16 protein-coding genes are annotated in these 17,675 nt (G+C 27.6%); all 16 read left to right on the top strand.

Going from position 1 to position 17,675, the window contains the following annotated elements; translation table 11 throughout:
* Nucleotides 1–91: 91 nt before the first annotated feature.
* The 16 genes from ACY1IQ_RS14275 to ACY1IQ_RS14350 all read left to right on the top strand — a co-directional run bounded on the left by ACY1IQ_RS14275 (nucleotide 92) and on the right by ACY1IQ_RS14350 (nucleotide 17,663).
* Nucleotides 92–865 (top strand): phage tail domain-containing protein, encoded by a 774-nt coding sequence (locus ACY1IQ_RS14275; RefSeq protein ID WP_461614579.1) that lies wholly within the window; start codon nucleotides 92–94, stop codon nucleotides 863–865.
* An 18-nt stretch (nucleotides 866–883) separates the two neighbouring features.
* Nucleotides 884–4,240: a phage tail protein gene (locus ACY1IQ_RS14280; RefSeq protein WP_461614580.1), complete on the top strand. Its 3,357-nt coding sequence runs from the start codon at nucleotides 884–886 to the stop codon at nucleotides 4,238–4,240.
* Between the two features lie 14 nt (nucleotides 4,241–4,254).
* Nucleotides 4,255–4,653: a hypothetical protein gene (locus tag ACY1IQ_RS14285; protein WP_461614581.1), complete on the top strand. Its 399-nt coding sequence runs from the start codon at nucleotides 4,255–4,257 to the stop codon at nucleotides 4,651–4,653.
* Nucleotides 4,654–4,685: 32 nt separating this feature from the next.
* Nucleotides 4,686–4,862 (top strand): hypothetical protein, encoded by a 177-nt coding sequence (locus ACY1IQ_RS14290; RefSeq protein ID WP_461614582.1) that lies wholly within the window; start codon nucleotides 4,686–4,688, stop codon nucleotides 4,860–4,862.
* Between the two features lie 76 nt (nucleotides 4,863–4,938).
* Complete coding sequence (locus ACY1IQ_RS14295) at nucleotides 4,939–6,441, top strand: hypothetical protein (protein WP_461614583.1); 1,503 nt, start codon at nucleotides 4,939–4,941, stop codon at nucleotides 6,439–6,441.
* 34 nt (nucleotides 6,442–6,475) lie between these two features.
* Complete coding sequence (locus tag ACY1IQ_RS14300; protein WP_461614584.1) at nucleotides 6,476–7,123, top strand: hypothetical protein; 648 nt, start codon at nucleotides 6,476–6,478, stop codon at nucleotides 7,121–7,123.
* 67 nt (nucleotides 7,124–7,190) lie between these two features.
* Nucleotides 7,191–7,775, top strand: a complete 585-nt coding sequence (locus ACY1IQ_RS14305; RefSeq protein ID WP_461614585.1) for a hypothetical protein — start codon at nucleotides 7,191–7,193, stop codon at nucleotides 7,773–7,775.
* Between the two features lie 31 nt (nucleotides 7,776–7,806).
* Nucleotides 7,807–8,079: a hypothetical protein gene (locus tag ACY1IQ_RS14310; RefSeq protein WP_461614586.1), complete on the top strand. Its 273-nt coding sequence runs from the start codon at nucleotides 7,807–7,809 to the stop codon at nucleotides 8,077–8,079.
* A gap of 19 nt (nucleotides 8,080–8,098) precedes the next feature.
* Nucleotides 8,099–9,181 (top strand): hypothetical protein, encoded by a 1,083-nt coding sequence (locus tag ACY1IQ_RS14315; protein ID WP_461614587.1) that lies wholly within the window; start codon nucleotides 8,099–8,101, stop codon nucleotides 9,179–9,181.
* 160 nt (nucleotides 9,182–9,341) lie between these two features.
* Nucleotides 9,342–10,796, top strand: a complete 1,455-nt coding sequence (locus tag ACY1IQ_RS14320) for a hypothetical protein (protein ID WP_461614588.1) — start codon at nucleotides 9,342–9,344, stop codon at nucleotides 10,794–10,796.
* 261 nt (nucleotides 10,797–11,057) lie between these two features.
* On the top strand, nucleotides 11,058–11,729 hold the full coding sequence (locus tag ACY1IQ_RS14325; protein ID WP_461614589.1) for a discoidin domain-containing protein: 672 nt from the start codon (nucleotides 11,058–11,060) through the stop codon (nucleotides 11,727–11,729).
* A 43-nt stretch (nucleotides 11,730–11,772) separates the two neighbouring features.
* A complete protein-coding gene (locus tag ACY1IQ_RS14330) occupies nucleotides 11,773–12,483 on the top strand; it encodes a discoidin domain-containing protein (protein WP_461614590.1) in 711 nt (236 codons plus the stop codon).
* A 215-nt stretch (nucleotides 12,484–12,698) separates the two neighbouring features.
* A complete protein-coding gene (locus ACY1IQ_RS14335; RefSeq protein ID WP_461614591.1) occupies nucleotides 12,699–14,474 on the top strand; it encodes a discoidin domain-containing protein in 1,776 nt (591 codons plus the stop codon).
* 14 nt (nucleotides 14,475–14,488) lie between these two features.
* A complete protein-coding gene (locus ACY1IQ_RS14340) occupies nucleotides 14,489–15,070 on the top strand; it encodes a LamG domain-containing protein (protein WP_461614592.1) in 582 nt (193 codons plus the stop codon).
* A gap of 57 nt (nucleotides 15,071–15,127) precedes the next feature.
* Nucleotides 15,128–15,391, top strand: coding sequence for a hypothetical protein (locus tag ACY1IQ_RS14345; protein ID WP_461614593.1), 264 nt, complete (start codon nucleotides 15,128–15,130; stop codon nucleotides 15,389–15,391).
* Nucleotides 15,384–17,663 carry a hypothetical protein gene (locus ACY1IQ_RS14350; protein ID WP_461614594.1) on the top strand — a complete coding sequence of 760 codons (2,280 nt, stop codon included), beginning with the start codon at nucleotides 15,384–15,386 and terminating at the stop codon, nucleotides 17,661–17,663. Before ACY1IQ_RS14345 ends, ACY1IQ_RS14350 begins: the two co-directional genes overlap by 8 nt.
* Nucleotides 17,664–17,675: the final 12 nt, after the last annotated feature.

Below are 17,675 nucleotides of genomic sequence, written 5' to 3' on the forward strand. Positions count from 1 at the left end.
AGTTCTATTTACGCAAAGATATTTGTACTATAGTAATTTAATTGTTACAACATTTATTGAAGTTTTTATTAAAGTGAGGTGAGATTAATAGATGTTTTTAAGTCAATCATTTATGTATAATGGCATAAATTCAGAACTTATGGGTGTAGCAATAGCACGTACTGAGAATGGCATGATAGAGATGCCTTTTGGGCATAGAAGAGAAATTGTTGAAGAAAAGTTAGATAAAAAAGAAACTCCTTATTTTTATGGTTTTTCAAATGAATGTTTAATGCTATCTATTACTTTATGTAAATTAGATGGGAGCAATTGGACATATGAGGATAGAAGAAAAATAGTAGAATGGTTTTATCAAGAGGAATATAAGCCTTTTATCAGCTTAGATAATCCAGAAGTTATTTATTATTGTACAGCAGTTGGAGAGCCTAAAAGATACGACAATGGCTTTGAGGAAGGATATGTTACTTTAAATTTAAAGTGCAATTCTCCTTATGCTTATTCACCTATGTATATTAATACTTATGATTATAAAATAAGCAAAACCAATATTTTAGAAATAGATAATACAACTAATGTAAAGAAATATTATTATCCCGAGATAGAAATAGAAATGATAGATGGTACCGAGATAAGTATTATTAATTTAACTAATAAAGGTGAAGTATTTAAATTTACTAATTTAAAGAAAGGTGAAATCATTTATATAAACAATGATATGCAAGAAATAGAAAGTAGCTTAAAAGATACCTGGAGATTGAGTAATTTTAATAAAAACTGGCTCAAATTAGTTAAAGGTGTCAATAGATTAAAAATTAATGGAAATGCAAAGGTGGCTATTAGATGCTGTTACCCTATTTCAATATAGAAAGAACGGTGAAGTGTTATGGGGATTATTTATGTTAATGGAGATAAAGTAGAAAAGGACGATATCTTCCATTTAGTCTATATAGATAAAGATAAAAAAAATGCTTATGATGATTTGGAGATGATACTTTGTAAGCCTGATGGAACAGAGGTTTGTGTTTTAAAAGAAGCTTTTGATATAGGGTTTACATTGAACTTTAAAGGTATAGATGAACTACAATTTACTATGCCCTATTATATAACAAAACAACATAAGAGGGTAAAAAATAAGCATTGGGAGTTAATTAAAGATGATTATTTAATTAAAGTAAACAATAAGAAAATCTTTGTTATTAATGAGATAAAAAAGAGTAACAATGAAGCTATTAAGGATAAATATATTCATGCTTATAGTAGAGAATACAAATTAAGTAAAAGAAAATTAGGAATTTTAAGAGGTACTAGACAGTTATATAAAGATATAAAAGATGGCACTATAACCAAAATGCAATATAGTTTTGACAATATTAAATGGAACAACTATACTGAGCCTTTTACAACAGAAGAAGGTAAAAATATTCATATGAGAATATACGACAACTATAATACTATTGTGGCGCAATATGTGTGGAATAGTAAAGATGTTATTTCTAAAACTGAGGGTATTTTAGTTACTTATGAAATGATTGATCAAATCAATTTTAAAATAAAAGTTACTATGAAGATAATAGCGGAAACTGGAGAAGGTATATTAAATATACTTGAAGATGAAACCTCCTGGAGAGTAGGTTTCATTGATAAAAAAGTCAGAGAAGATTTTAGCTTAGGTCAAGATCATAGAAAATATAGAACTTTTGATGTTGTTGATAGATCATGGATTGATGTTATTTATGATGATATACAAAAAACCTTTGAGTGCGTAGTTATATTTGATACTATAAAAAAACTAATTAATGTTTATCACATTGATACTATAACTAAAAATAGAGGGTTATTTATATCAGAAAAAAATTATCTTAAAAGTATTGAAGAAAATCTAAATGATGATGAAGTAGTTACTAGAATGATGATTTATGGAAAAGATAATTTAAACATAGCTAGAGTTAATCCAACAGGACAGCTATATATAGAAGATTATAGTTATTATATGAATACCAAGTATATGCCTCAAAGCTTAATAGATAATATAAAAAAATATGATAACAAGGTAGAAACAAATACACCTACTTTTTTAAATTTACTTAAGGACTTAGAAAAGTTAAGAAATGAAGAAATTGAGCTGCAAAATCAACTAGTAGACTTAACTGTTGAGCTAAATATAGCACAGGATAATATAGATATTGAAATACACAAAAATCAAAAGAATAGTGATAAGCCTATAGTTGTTACAGGTACAGGTAGCAATGGAATTAATGTTAGAGATGAGCTAAGAGTAAATGTTTCAGATGTTGATAAAGCTAAAGATTTAACTTCACTAAATACTATTAGAGATGAAATTAAAAATAAAATTAGACTTATTGAAGAAAAGATAGATAATAATAAAAAATATATTGAAAAAAAGATAGATGAAATTGGTAAGATTAAGATAGCACTAGATAAAAAGAACAATTTTACAAAAAACGAGCTAGAGTTATTAGATCATTTTATAAAACAAGATACTTGGAATAATGCCAATTATATAGATGAGTTTGAATTATTATCTGCTGGAAAGGCAGCCTTAGAAAAACTGAGCAAACCTACATTGACCTTTAGTATTAATGTGGTGGATTTTTTAAATATTGTTCAGTGCCAAAGAGCTTGGGATAAGATTCAATTAGGTGATATTATAACTATTAGTTATAAGGAATTTGACATAGATTTAGAAGCAAGATTGGTTAAGATAGTGCACAATATTGATAAAAATATGCTAGATTTAACTATTAGCAATCTTGAAGAGCTAGATGATCCTGCTAAGTTTTTAAGTGATTTAATTAAAGATAGTGCAGGAGCTAACAATACTTTAAATATCTTTAAGCATGAATGGGATTTAAGTATAGGAAACCAAGATTTAATTAGTAAAATAATAAATTCTAGTTTGGACTCAGCTAAAAACGCAGTATTAAGTGGAAGACTTCAAAATATTTCCATAACAGAAAGAGGTATTAGTCTAAAACATATGGATAATGAAGATAGGCAAATTCGTATGTTAAACAATATTATTGCACTTACAAAGGACAATTGGAAAAGCTGCTCTACAGCAATTACTGCTGACGGGGTAGTAGCAGAGCAATTATATGGTAAAGTGGTTGGGTCAAATAAGCTTATTATAACCAATATGAACAGTAGTGGAGAAAGCTCTTTTCTTGTAGATGAAAATCATATGAAAGCTATTAATATGGATTTATCTCTTGAAAATAAAAACTCTACTAACCGTATATATATGAACCCAGAAATAGGATTTAAAATACAACGTAGAAAAGGTTCTGGTTGGGAAGACTTAATGTATACAGACATGGAAGGTAATATATATGCTAAAAGCTTTAATATAATAAACACCAATACTAGACTTGATGACACAGGGCTTCAAATTGATAATGGTGCTATATGGATACGAAACTCTAATGGACAAATAGTCTTTAATGCCAATCAAAATGGTGAAGTTGATGCCAGTGGTAGATTTAGAGTACTGAAAGATGCAGCCTTAGGTAATAAGGATGGAAATATATTATGTGATATGTATAAGGACAATAGCAAAGGTGGAAAATTACTTATCAATGATTGGAATGGTAAAAATAACGTATTCTTAGGGTCATCACCAAATGCACAGTATAATGGCGGCTTTTTAAAATTATATAATAATCAAGGTGAAGAGCGAGCAGAACTTGGTGTATTTACTGGAGATGATGCAGGAACTTTAAACTTAAAAGGAAAAGATAAAGTTTCAAGAGCTATATTATCAGCAAAACATGGTAAAGGAGATTTTGGAGTTCTAAAATTAACTAATGAAAAGGGCGAAAATAGAATGTTGATAACGGCTCAGTCCGATCATGACAATGTTGCTAGTAGTAATAGAAAAGTAGGTGGACAAGTTGAGTTAACTAGCTTTGATGGAAGCACAAAGGGGTGGTTAACTGTAAATGAAGAAAATGCCTTTGGAATATATAACGAGGTAGGAGCAGTAGAGTTAAATAAGAGGACAAATACTGTAAGATTAGCAGGTAAATCCTTTAAACGTTACATGGCATTAGGAAGTAGTGCAATAATTATTTCCTATGATAGCAATGCTAATGGAGATCCAGCAAATGCCAATATAAAAATTGAAAATGGTAAAATTTTATTAAAGGCAAATGATAATAATTATATAGAGATATCAAGTAGTGGAATAAGACTAAAAGGAAGTAAAATTGACCTTAACTAAAAGGAGGTGATTTTATGCCGCAGGTTGCTAGAGTAGGTGATAGTATAGAAGGGATTGCACATTGGCAAGGTAGAAGATGGTATAGTCCATGGAAAGATGAAGACGGATATTGGGGAGATTGGGAAAGTAATACTAGCATTGCCACAGGAAAAATTGAAAATGGTAGTAATAATATCTCTGTTAATGGGAATCCTGTTGCTTATGTCGGTAGTACAGCTACACTAAGTTGGACGATGAGAGGATATCATGAGTATTATCCATCTAATACTTCTACTGTTGCGACTATAGTAGATGGAAAAGAAACAGTACTTGTTAATGGTAAAAAAGCTGCTTATGTAGGAGGCAGCTTAAGTGCAAGTGGCTGTACTGGTATAAAAATTACTAGTGGAAGCTCTAATGTTTCCACAGGATAAAGATAAGAAAAATAATTAATGGAGGATTTTCTATGCAAAATTCACAGAAAAAAGCAGTTAGATATGAATTTACAGAGGAAATGGTGAATAATTTATTTACCTTATTAGATAGAGTAGAAATTAAAGGCTTTAAAGAATTACAAGTAATGAATAATATTTTAGATACTTTAAATAGTCCTATATTAGAAGATAATAAAGATCATAAATAAATCACTAAGTTCTAATTTAATTAGTTCTTAGTGGTTTTTTATTATAAAAATCTAAGTGAAAGGAGGTGAAAAGTATATGTTAAAATTTAAGTATTTTCATACTATAAGGTGGAAACTAAGAAGTGGCCAAGATGATGATCCCTATGAAAAAAAAGTTGAGCAAATTAAAATAATAAACAATAAATCTCAGTTGCAAGAAACTCCAGACGCTTCATATCATGTTAGAATTGAAAATTTTTATGAAATCTATAAAGAGGAATATAGTGAAATTCCTAAATTAGAAGAAAATCAATTCTATGTAGACTATGAAACAGGTATGATTGCATTCCATCCAAGCCAAGAAGGCAAAACATTAAATGTAGAATACATGGGACGTGGAATAGTACAATATCCTGCAGATAGAATATGGGTTCATAGTCCTAACCCCTATGCTGTAGATAATCTTCAAGAGTTGATTGATGCTATGCATTTAAAAACTGAAGAATTTATTAAGTGGTGCGATGAGAAAATAAAAGAATTTACAGATCATTTAAAATCCGAATACGATAGATTTGAAAAGTTTGTAGAAGGAAAAATAGCTTATGCCGATGAGAAAGTAAAAGATTTTACTAAGTTTGTATCTCAAAAATACAATGAATTTAAAGAATATGTAGATAGCTACATCAAAAAAGCAGATGAAAAAATTTCTGAAATAGATAATCATATAGGACTTGCTGAAATTGCTACAAGGGAAGCTAAGGCTGCTACAGAAAGTGCTAAAGCTGCCGCAGAAAATGCAGAATTTGCAACAGAAAAAGCAGAAAGTGCAACATATGAAGCTAAAAATGTCATTGATATAATGAGAGAAAAAATAAAAGAATGTATAGAAGCTATAAAAAATGCTGTTAAAGAAACTGAATTAGCTCATATAGACAGATTAAACACTAGATTAATTTGGCAAGAACCTGTTGAGACTTATGTGGATATTTTACAAGTTTATAATAAACCAGAAATAGGCTGGACTGTTCAAACAAAATTAGATGGCAAATGTTATAGATGGAATGGAGCAGAATGGAAATATATTTCTAATTTAACAGGGGCAATACCAGAAGTTACATCGGAGCACTCAGGCTTAATGAGAGCTAAAGATTATGTTAAGTTAAATGGTATAGAAGAAAAGGCACAAAGAAATCTTGAAGGTGAAGATGCAAAGAATGTACTTCCTGAATACTTTAAAACAAAAACAATGGTATTTTACTTAGGGGAAAAACCAAAGGAAGGATTACAACCTATATTACTTCAATTCCCTTGTAATGGTAAAATTGAAGATATAAGTGCCTTTTGTAGATTGGCAGGAGATGACCCTACATCATTATACTTAGAAAAAATTGATAAATATTCTTTTGAAAATAATTTGGAGAATTGGGACTTAGTAACAGATACTAACTATCCAATTCTCTTTAATTATGGAAAGAAGAGAGCTGAAATTACATCAATAATTAATAATAGAGTTAGAGAAGGGGATTATTTTAGACTTAGGATAGCTTCTTTAAGTAAAAATATAAAAAATATAACTATTGAAGTCACGATAAAAATATAAGATAAAAGTTATAAATTTAATGGAGGAATTTAATATGGCAATGAGTAAACCAGATGTAAAATGGTACTGGGATTATATAGATCAGGATAGCAAGATATTAAAATACGATAAAGTTGGACTTAAAGATGGTAAAGGTGAACTAAATATGTGGGATTTAGGAGTTATAAAAGCTGGTAATGAAGCAACTTCTGATGATACCATTCAAACTTTCTATATTTGGAATAACAAAGGTGGAAGAGAAGCATCACAAACTATGACTAATTGTGAGCTAACAGTTAGAGATGGAAGGTATACTGATGGCTCTTATAATGAAGGTAATGCAGATAGTCCACTTGTAAGGGGAGGTAATGAAGAAAAACCTTGGATGAGAGCAAGAGCTTTTAAATCAATAAAAGGTGAAGAGAGAGAACAAATTAGCGGATGGACAACAGTAGGGTTAGATAAAGATACTGGTGAAATTTTAAAACTAAATTTTGAAGCATTAGGTAGAAAAGACAAAGATACAACAGATACTTTTGGTACACAAGAAATTAGTGGAGGAATTAATACAGGTAATTTTGAAGATGATATTTGTAGAAATAATTATGCTAAGGTTCAATTAAAGATGATTGTACCAACCACTGCTGATGCTGGAGAAGTAGCATTTATAGTAAGAATTTATTATTCATCAAGAACAGTATAGATTTATAAATAAATATACTTAAGGAAGTGAGAAATTTCACTTCCTTTTATTTTAAGGAGGTAAATCAATGAATACAATCAAAGATATTAAGCTCTATAGTATAAATGGAGATAATGGCTTTATGTGGGTTGCAGAATTCACAAATGGTAGGTTAATTAATGAATTAGAAAATAATAGTTTTGATATAGATAGAAAAAGATTATTAAATTTTGGAATTGTAGGTTGTGGTGTAAATCTGCACTATCAAATACCTACAGGAATATTTGATTTAAATGGAAGAATAGTAGAGTTTTTTTTAGTTGATGATGAAGGAAAGGAATATGAATTAACTAATACTTTTAATTTATATAATGACTGTATATGTTACCACAATTACTATGCAGATATAAATACGGAAGATTCAAGCAGTCATTTATGTGGATATAGTTTTGGATATAAGACTAAGTTAGATTTAATGGACTTAAAATTAAATTTTCAACCACTGCTATCAGTTAATCATGATGATGTTCCAGTGTTTAAATTTAAATTAGTAAGCAATAAAGATATAGATAATGGTAAGTTATTAATAAAAGTAGACAGGAAATATATTAAATCTATACCTATAAAATTAGTTAATAACATTAGAGCTGAGGTTCAGTATAAATTGAAGTAACGTTAATATTAATAGTAGAGAAGGTGTGTAAATGAGGTATGGAATACAATGGGATAGTAAAGATAATGGTAGCATTCAGTACTTAAAATATTCAAATATATCCATACATGATACAACAATATACAAAAATATTTATATAAAAGAGCATAAGGTTCCATATAAAATATCAAATTCAAAACACAGTGAAAAAGTAACACAATATAATGAATTTGAAATTTTAGAAGATGGAAAGGTGTTTACTATGAAAATTAGTGATTTAGGAAAAACGGACAAGTTTAAAATTAGAAAAATTGAAATGGAATAATTAATGGAGGGATTTTATTATGTCTTTAATTTTAACTGACAATAGACCTTTTGATCCAGATAAATGCTTACCTTGGAAAGGAATGAAAAGATGCGCTTTAAGACAAGATGGAACAGTATATAAATATCATCACCCAGAAGATACAAATAAATGGGAAGATGGTTCTAATGTGGATTGGAATCAATATGAAAAAGATGGACTAAATTGTATGGTTGAAATACCTAAGTTTTATTACACTAAATATCCTTATAATATGGATGGAACATATGATCAAGGTCACATATGGGTAATATCTGATACTTTAGAAGAAGGTTTTGAATTACATCCAGCCTTTTACAGATGTAGAGATAAAAGATGTGATGACTCAACAGGTATAGCAAAAGAAGTTGATTATAGATATAGAGCTGCTTTTTTAGGATGGAAAGATAATAATAACATGTTAAGAAGTCTACCAAATAAGCTACCACTAACTCAAATACAAATTGGCGATAGTAGAAATTATGCTAAGAATAACGGTTTTGGTTGGGGAATTTTAGACTATAACTTATTTTATGCTTGCCAATTGCTATTTGTGGTAGAATATGGTAATTATGATAGTCAAACTATCTTAGGAAGAGGATATGTGGATGGCAATAGTGACAAAGCAAATACTGGTGCTACATTAATTAAAGGTAATTATAGCTATGGCGAAACTACAGGAAAGAAGCAAATGTCTTATAGAGGAATAGAAGATATGTGGGGGAATTGTTCTTATTGGGTGGATGGAATTTTAGGTGATGGTAGTACGAATATAAAGATAGGTAATAAAGGCTTTAATGATAGTGGTAATGAGTATTCTATATATTCTACGGGCTTAAGTAGTACTGTAAGTGGATATATAAGTGAAATACATTCAGCAAAAAGCTTGGGGTTTATAATTAAATCTAGTGGTGTCTCAGGTACATCCAAGTTTTATGATAGTGGAATTTTAAATCCAAGTTATAAGCTGGCGTCTGGAGGAGCGGCTTACAATGATGGAGATGCAGGTGGTGTTTTTACATTTAGAAAATATTACAACATTCAAGAAAGACCGTCTTCTATTAGTTGCGTAGTTACTTTCTAATTAAAAAACTAAGAATATATGCACTAATACAAATATAACTTATATAATATTTTTAGTTATATACATTATTTATTTAAATATATAAAAGATTTTAGCATACAAAGCTTGTATTATACCATAAATTTTTGCAATAACTCAGATATAGAGGGAGGTGGTATAAATGAAATATGGAGTGCAATGGAGTAGTAATGGTTATGGTAGTATCAAATATTTAAGTTTTTCTAAAATTATACTTAAACAAGACCTTAAATACTATACACTACAAAAGGTAGCTAATAGTGAAACTTTTGAGGTTTTAGAAATTAAAACTCAAGTTTTAACGAAGAGACATTTTGAAACTCATGGATTTGAAGATATCCTATTTATTAATAATAGTAACTTAGGAAAACTAGCTGAAAATGAATTTGAAATTTTATTTTATACGCCTTATAAAGATATAAATACAATATCATTGTGGTTAGAAAAAGCTAAAGGTGATAGACAAAAATATGGAATACAGTGGAATGGAAATGGCCGTGGTGATACTAAGTATTTAAGTTTTTCTGAATTTATTCTTAAACAAGGATCCAAGTACTATACAATAAAAAAAGGAATCAATAATGATAAGTTTTTTGAGATACCAGAAATTGAAAGAGAAATTTTAGCAAAGAAGCATTTTGAAGACTACGGATTTAAAGATATTTCACTTATTAATACTAGTAATTTAGGAAAGTTAAGTAAAAATGAAATTGAAGTTCTATTATATATCCCTTATGAGCATTTTAATAAAGTATCATTATGGTCAGAAGAGTTTAAAGGTGAAGATTTTAAATATCAAATAAAACTAGACAATGAAATTATAAAGGATTACAGCCTATTCGATTATAAGGAAGTTAATGAAGAAATTACAATACCACAGGAAATTATTGATGTGGTTAAAAAAGGTGATAAAACACATACTCTAACTGTGAGTATACAGGATAGACAAGGTAGTGAGGCATCTGAAACTTGCAATGTTAATATAAAAAATCAACGGAGCTTTAGTAGATATTTTAAGCCTAATGTAGATTATGTATATATTTCTGGCTTTCCTAAAACTCTATCAGAAATAACTATACAAATAATAAAAAGAGCTAAAAATGAAAGAGAATTTACTTGCATGACTAATAATACTTTAGTAAGTATGCAAGGTAATGAACTAAAGATATGTGGTAATTCCTTTGAAGGTTGGATTTATGAAGTAAGAGTATGGGAAAAAGATAAAGAACGACAATGGACAGGCATTCCTCTAAAAGGTGATGAGGAAGGCTTAATTGTGCTTTATAGAATGAATGAACTAGAAGGAAATATCTGTTTTGATAGTACAGATAATAAATTACATGGAACATACTTAGGCACTGAATGGAGTGAAATAGTACCAACAGGTGTTAAAGAAGGAATAAACAGAGAAATCCTAATAAAAGATGAAAATGCTATTGTCCCGCAAGGAAAAGATTATCCCTATGAATATAAAATAACAGCCCCATATATGACGGTTAATGAGATACATGAAAACGATATTGAAAATGATATTGTTGAATTCAAAGTTGATAATGATGAATACAAAGATATAGAGAGTATAAATTTAATAGGGTAATAGATATAGAAATGAATATAATTTGCCATATAAAAACAGATTAGATTTGAAGGGTTTTAAATTCTTAGATGACTTTAATTGTTAATCAAAGATCATTATTTAAATATAAAATTAAATTCATTTATATTATAAACATTAAAGGACGGCTGTTAACAAAAATTTATGGAGTCTATATTAATGATATAGATATAAATATGAAATGAAGTATAAATTAATATAAAATCAGTATTCTGAAAGTAAAAGAAGGTGACATATAGAATTATGAAAAGTTTAATACCAAAAATGAACTCTGATACTCAAGATGGATTTGAAATACTTACAAGCAGTATTTTCTCTAATGATTATAAAGGTTATAAAGCATTTAACAAACAACCATGTAGTAGTAATGGAAATAGTTGGGCATGTGCTGATAATGTAAAAAAAGGATGGATACAAATTAATCTGCCTAAATGTGCATTTGTCAACAGATACTCTATACAAAGTAGAAATTTATATGATGCACCAACCACAGCACCTAGAGAATGGATTTTCGAAGGAAGTAATGACGGTTTTAATTGGCAGGTATTAGACAATAAAATCGAACAAAGTTTTACACAGGCAGAAAATAAAATATTTAATATAAAAGGTGGATATTTTAAATGCTTTAGAATTAATATAAGTAAAAATAATGGAAGTAGATATTTAGTTATTGATGAAATTGAATTGTTTGGTAATTATGCAATAGATATTCCAATTAAAAATAATATTTATAAAAATATTTATATAAATAAAAATTATAAAATACCATATAAAATATCAAATATACAAGATAAAAAAGAACAATTACAAAATAGTAACACATTAGAAATGTCAGAAGGAAAAATGTTTAACATTTCCATAAGTGAATTAAAAAGATATAGTGAATTTAAGATAAAGAGTTTAGCTTTAGATTAAATAAAATAATCATTGTAAAAAGCTTAGTAAAGAAGGTGAGATAATGGCAAATTGGAAGAGTGTAATGCCTACAATGAATGGATATACAGATGAAAAAACTGATACTGTTGTAAGTGCCAGTAGTGAGTATGATACTACTAATTCAGCATGGAAAGCATTTGATGGTATTTATGGGGGAGGCAATTATTGGTGTACGAAGACTGGCGAAAATACAGGTTGGTTAAAGGTAGGGTTCAATTTTAATAGATATATAATTAAAAGATATGGAATACTTTCGCATGCCTCATTCTATCCTGTAGATTGGAATTTTGAAGGAAGTAATGATGGAGAAACATGGGTTGTACTTCATAGTATTGTAGGAGGGAAAGATGGGAGTAAATGGAGTTATTATGAATTCGATAATAAAAGACCATATAGATATTACAGGATTAATGTAACAAAAGGGGCTGGTGCTTTACTATATATATTTGAAATGCAGTTATTCGTAGATTTAGATGCTCCATCAGTTAAAACATTATTTTTAATTGGTGGTGGAGAAAAAGTCTATGACGATGATGGGCAAGTAGGAGCTTATCCTCCTAGTGAAGATATATTTAAAGAATATGGACTAGAGGATATTGAAGATTTATTTAATGAAGAGAGCTCAAATATTAAACTAAAAAAAAATCAGATATTAGAAAATGGTATTGTTTATAATACAAAAATAAATAAGAAAAATTGGGAGAACATAGAGTTTATTAAGAGTTCTATATAACAAAAGATAATAATTTTTAAAATAAAGGTTTTTATAATTTATTTTTATTAATTGAGAAAGTAACTTTATAAAAAGTATTTAAACTTTATAGATACTAATAAATAGATTTAAATTAATAAATAATAGTAAATTTGAGGCATTAATAAGAGAATTTTAATATTAAATAACTTTAACCTCTTAAAATATTCATTTTTATATGATTGGAGAGTGAGAATATGATAAGATGGTCGGATGATTTGACGGATAATTTAAATAAAGAAAATTTTACAGCTTCTAAATGGCATAATGGTGCCAAAGAATATTATCCTTATCTAGCATTTGACAATCATCAAGAATTAGGGGGACAAACCGGTTTTCAGGTCAGATATCCTTCTTTCAATGATTGGCTAAAAATAGACTTTATTACTAAAGTAAGCCCCTCTAAAGTAACAATACAAGGAAACAAAACAGATAGTCCTAATTTACCTAAAAAAATAAAAATATTAATGAGTAATGATGATACTAACTATGATGAAATAGATATTATAGATAATATAAAAAGAGATACAAATATAAATGAATATACTTATAAAAGACCAGGCAAAAAATATAGATATTTAAAAATTGAATTTATGGAATTTTATGATAGTGAATGGTGCACAATAGGTCAAATGCAATTCCTTGAAAAAGTATTTATTAATAAATATTTAATTAAACAAGATAAAGACTACTATTCTATCAAACATAACTTTTATAATCTTGGACAACCTGTTGATAATATTCAATTAGAGCAATGGTATGAAAAATACGGTGCAGATGATATAAGTATTTTAACTACATTATTAAATAGTAAAGAAATGGTCATGAATTTAGATGATACTTCTAAAGTATGGAAAACTAATAAACCTATAGATTTTAATGATATTAAAGATAATATTGATTTAATAGACTGTGAAGAGAGTAAAAGTATTAAATATAGTATAGAAACCTATAAAATTTATGATTTACTTGAAGATGAATTTGAAATAATGATGTATGAACCTAATGGAGAAAATATTGATAATACTAAACTAGAAATTAAAGGTAAAAGAAAAAATATATTTGATAGATTTAATCTTCAAAACCCAGAATTGTTAGTTTATACTGATAACAAATATGTAGAAGGTGCTTCATTAGAGATTGAAGGTATTAAGCAAGAGGATTTTAAATATCAAATTAAACTGGACGATGAAATTATACAAGATTATGGTCAATTTGACTATAGAGAAATTAATAAAGAATTTATGATACCAAAAGAAAAAATTGATGCAGCTAAAAAAGGAGATAAGACGCATATTTTAACTGTTACAATGCAAGATAAAGAAGATAATGAAACAGTTGCAAATTGTGATATTAATATAAAAACTCAACGGAGCTTTAGTAGATATTTTAAACCTAATGTGGATTATGTGCATATTTCTGGTTTTCCTAAAGTTCTATCAGAAATTACTATACAAATAATAAAAAGAGCTAAAAATGAAAGTGAATTTACGTGTATAACTAATAACACTCTAGTAAGTATGTTAGGTAATGAACTAAAGATATGTGGTAATTCCTTTGAAGGTTGGATTTATGAAGTAAGAGTATGGGAAAAAGATAAAGAACGACAATGGACAGGCGTTCCTCTAAAAGGTGATGAGGAAGGCTTAATTGCGCTTTATAGAATGAATGAACTAGAAGGAAATATTTGCTTTGACAGTACAGATAATAAATTACATGGAATATACTTAGGTACTCAATGGAGTGATATAATACCTAAAGATATCAAAGAGGGTATTAATGCTGAAATTACAATAAAAGATGAAGATATTATTGTACAACAAGGAAAAGATTACCCTTATGGATATGAAATAACAACCCCATATATAATGGTTGATGAGATACATGAAAACAATATAAATAATAATATTGTTGAGTTTGAGATTGACAATGAGGAATACAATGATATAAAGAATGTAAGCTTGATAGGGTAAAGAAGGTGATAAATGTGATTGAACAGTACAACCATAAAGAAGATTATAGTAATAATTTAGTAGGTAAATACAATTTTAATGATAATGATAATACATGTAGAGATATAAGCAGAAGTGCAAATAATGGTACTTATATTGGCGTTAATAAACTAAATGAAAATAATTTAAGATTCGTTAAATTTAATGGTACTGCTGGTAGTTGTATTAAATTTAATAACCATATAATTCCTAAATTTAATAAAAGTATATATTTTGAAATTAGAAAGAATTCTAAACCAAATAAATATGAATGGATATTTGCTCAGCATACTACCAATCCAGGAACATCTGGGTATGATTGCAATATTAGAGCTGATGGCACATTATCATTTAATATAAGAAATAAAGACGAAAAAATGTCTTTAAGTGCACCTACTTCAATATGCGATGGTAAATGGCATAGAGTATTAATAACAATTGATTCAGATAACTTGATACTAAAAATTTTCATAGATAATTTAACTATTTCTAAAGATGAAATTAAAATAAATATGTCTTTAGATTTTACACCAACAAATTTTCTTCTTATAGGTAAAATACATGATAATGATAATTAAAATTTAATTGGCGATTTATCTAATTTAGAAATATATAATAGAGTTATTGAATTCAATATGTATGAGTTTTCCTTAATTGATGGACAATTTAAATATGTATATGAAGATAATTTATTAAAAAGAAATACAAATTTGGGCACAATAGATGGAACAAATTTAAATTTTCTAACAGAAAAACAATTAACCCTAGAACAAGATTACGCTAATATCATAACAACAGAAGATAACAAAAAAATATATAGTTTTAAGTTAAAAGATAAATCTTATAAAAGTGTATTAGAAGGGAAATGTATAGAGAGTGGGGGTGAAAGTGATGTTTAAGGAATTAAAAAGAATAGAATATAGTAATTGGAAAAAGGTTGATGAAAATTTGAGTTATAATGAAAATAACTACATTCATGATCTTAATAGTATTATATTTAATAATATACTGTATTTATTTTGGAGAGAAAGAAATGGAACTGTTGAGCAATTAAGATATAGATATTATGATGGAGTCAAATGGAATAACGATAATGATTCACTAAATTATGATGCAGGTAAGCATGCTGAAAGTCCTAATAGTATAATATATAATAATAAATTATATGTATTTTGGCATGAGCGTAATGAATTTGTGCATCAACTAAGATATAAATATTATGATGGATATAAATGGAGCAATGATGTTGATAGTTTGAACTATGATAAAAGCAAATCTGCTCAGTATCCTAATAGTATAATTTATAATAATAAATTATATGTATTTTGGATAGAACCTAATGGAAGCATATATCAATTAAGGTATAAACATTATGATGGAGAGAAATGGCATAATGATAATGGTAGCTTGAATTATAAAAACTCTGCAGCTTATCCTAATAGTATAATATATAATAATAATCTATATGTATTTTGGTATGAATGGAATGGAACTAATGATCAAATAAGATATAAATACTATAATGGAGAGAGATGGAATGATGATTTAGGTAATTTGAATTATAACGTTAATAAAAGTGCTAAATATCCTAATAGTATAATTTATAATAATAAATTATATGTATTTTGGAATGAATATAATGATAAAAATTTTCTTCAAGTAAGATATAAATATTGCGATGGCAGTAAGTGGTATAGTGACAATGGTAGTTTAAATTATGATACAGGTAGACCTATTTATTATACTTCTAATAGCAAAATATATAATAATAAATTATATATATTTTGGTATGAATATAATGGAAATGACTATCAAATAAGATATAAATATTATGATGAAAATAAGTGGAATAGTGATGATAATGGCTTAAATTATAATAATAGTAAAGGTGCTTATACTTCTAATAGTGTTATATATAATAATAAATTGTATGTATTTTGGTATAAATGGAATGGAACTAATGACCAATTAATTTTTTCTCAATTAAACTTTAAAAATTACCTTATAAGTGACAATAACTTTATATATCAGATGAACCCACTATCAAAGCTAAAAGGAATAACACAATCAAATTTAACATCAGAAACATTTATGGAATATGGAAGTAATAAACTCACATTAAACGAAAATGAATATAATGAATTATCAGAGGATGCAGAGGTTTTAGTTTATAATTCATCCCAAGAAGAATTAAAACTTCATAAAAACATAACATATGATAAAAGATTTATTATGACCTTAGATAAACCTAAGATAAGGATAAAGCCAAATAATCCTGATTCAAAGCCTAAGCTAATGTTAAATGCTCATAGGCTTATGGAATATAAATATGATGTAAAAATTAATACTTTAGAAAAGCCTATTAAAGAAGTAATTGAAATTAAATATGATATTGATGATGAAGCTGTTATAAGAAAAGATACCTTTAAAACATCAGAAAATCCATATGTTGCAACTATTACAGTTGAGCAGGAAAATGGAGATATAGTTAAAAATAGTGGAAACTTAACTCTTTATAATAGAGAGCCTAAGCTATTAATTACAATGACAGGAATGTTAATGAGGTTAGAAATAGGCGATGATGATAAAAATAAAATTAAATACAGAATGTTACTAAATGGCAAGCAGATATATCCATTAGATGGAGATTGGTCAAATTACTTTGATACCCCTTATTCTATAGCTAGAAAATTTAAAAGTAATGAAATCAGTGTAGGACGTAATAATGTCATTCAAGTATTTGTTAAAGATGAATATGAAAAGCAAAGTTCACTTACTTACAATTTTATTGGAGAGTATAGTGGACTATTATTTTGTGATGAATTAGGTGGATATTATTCTGATGACTTAGGAAATATTGTTAAGAGGTTAAACTTTGGAAATATATTAGCAGGAAAAACAAGTGAAGTAAAGACTGTTTATTTAAAAAATGCTTGTGGATATAATATAAAAGATGTTGTTATTAAAGTAACAGAAAATTTAATACCTAGTGGTTCAGATATATTAATTGATAGTGAAAAAGATAATTTTATAGGTTCTCATGAAATTAAAATTGACAAATTACCTAATGAAGAAGTAATTCCTTTTTATATTAGAGTAAAAACTGATATAGAGCAAGAGCAGGGTGGAAGATTTGAGATTACTGTAAATTCCACTTCAAGTAAAATTTAGAAGGGAAGTGGG

This window comes from Clostridium sp. Marseille-QA1073, from assembly GCF_054863625.1.

Bases quoted from the DNA above. Each gene is read 5' to 3' on its own strand.
- ACY1IQ_RS14275 (WP_461614579.1), top strand. From the start codon at position 92: ATGTTTTTAAGTCAATCATTTATGTATAATGGCATAAATTCAGAACTT.
- ACY1IQ_RS14280 (WP_461614580.1), top strand. From the start codon at position 884: ATGGGGATTATTTATGTTAATGGAGATAAAGTAGAAAAGGACGATATC.
- ACY1IQ_RS14285 (WP_461614581.1), top strand. From the start codon at position 4,255: ATGCCGCAGGTTGCTAGAGTAGGTGATAGTATAGAAGGGATTGCACAT.
- ACY1IQ_RS14290 (WP_461614582.1), top strand. From the start codon at position 4,686: ATGCAAAATTCACAGAAAAAAGCAGTTAGATATGAATTTACAGAGGAA.
- ACY1IQ_RS14295 (WP_461614583.1), top strand. From the start codon at position 4,939: ATGTTAAAATTTAAGTATTTTCATACTATAAGGTGGAAACTAAGAAGT.
- ACY1IQ_RS14300 (WP_461614584.1), top strand. From the start codon at position 6,476: ATGGCAATGAGTAAACCAGATGTAAAATGGTACTGGGATTATATAGAT.
- ACY1IQ_RS14305 (WP_461614585.1), top strand. From the start codon at position 7,191: ATGAATACAATCAAAGATATTAAGCTCTATAGTATAAATGGAGATAAT.
- ACY1IQ_RS14310 (WP_461614586.1), top strand. From the start codon at position 7,807: ATGAGGTATGGAATACAATGGGATAGTAAAGATAATGGTAGCATTCAG.
- ACY1IQ_RS14315 (WP_461614587.1), top strand. From the start codon at position 8,099: ATGTCTTTAATTTTAACTGACAATAGACCTTTTGATCCAGATAAATGC.
- ACY1IQ_RS14320 (WP_461614588.1), top strand. From the start codon at position 9,342: ATGAAATATGGAGTGCAATGGAGTAGTAATGGTTATGGTAGTATCAAA.
- ACY1IQ_RS14325 (WP_461614589.1), top strand. From the start codon at position 11,058: ATGAAAAGTTTAATACCAAAAATGAACTCTGATACTCAAGATGGATTT.
- ACY1IQ_RS14330 (WP_461614590.1), top strand. From the start codon at position 11,773: ATGGCAAATTGGAAGAGTGTAATGCCTACAATGAATGGATATACAGAT.
- ACY1IQ_RS14335 (WP_461614591.1), top strand. From the start codon at position 12,699: ATGATAAGATGGTCGGATGATTTGACGGATAATTTAAATAAAGAAAAT.
- ACY1IQ_RS14345 (WP_461614593.1), top strand. From the start codon at position 15,128: ATGTATGAGTTTTCCTTAATTGATGGACAATTTAAATATGTATATGAA.
- ACY1IQ_RS14350 (WP_461614594.1), top strand. From the start codon at position 15,384: ATGTTTAAGGAATTAAAAAGAATAGAATATAGTAATTGGAAAAAGGTT.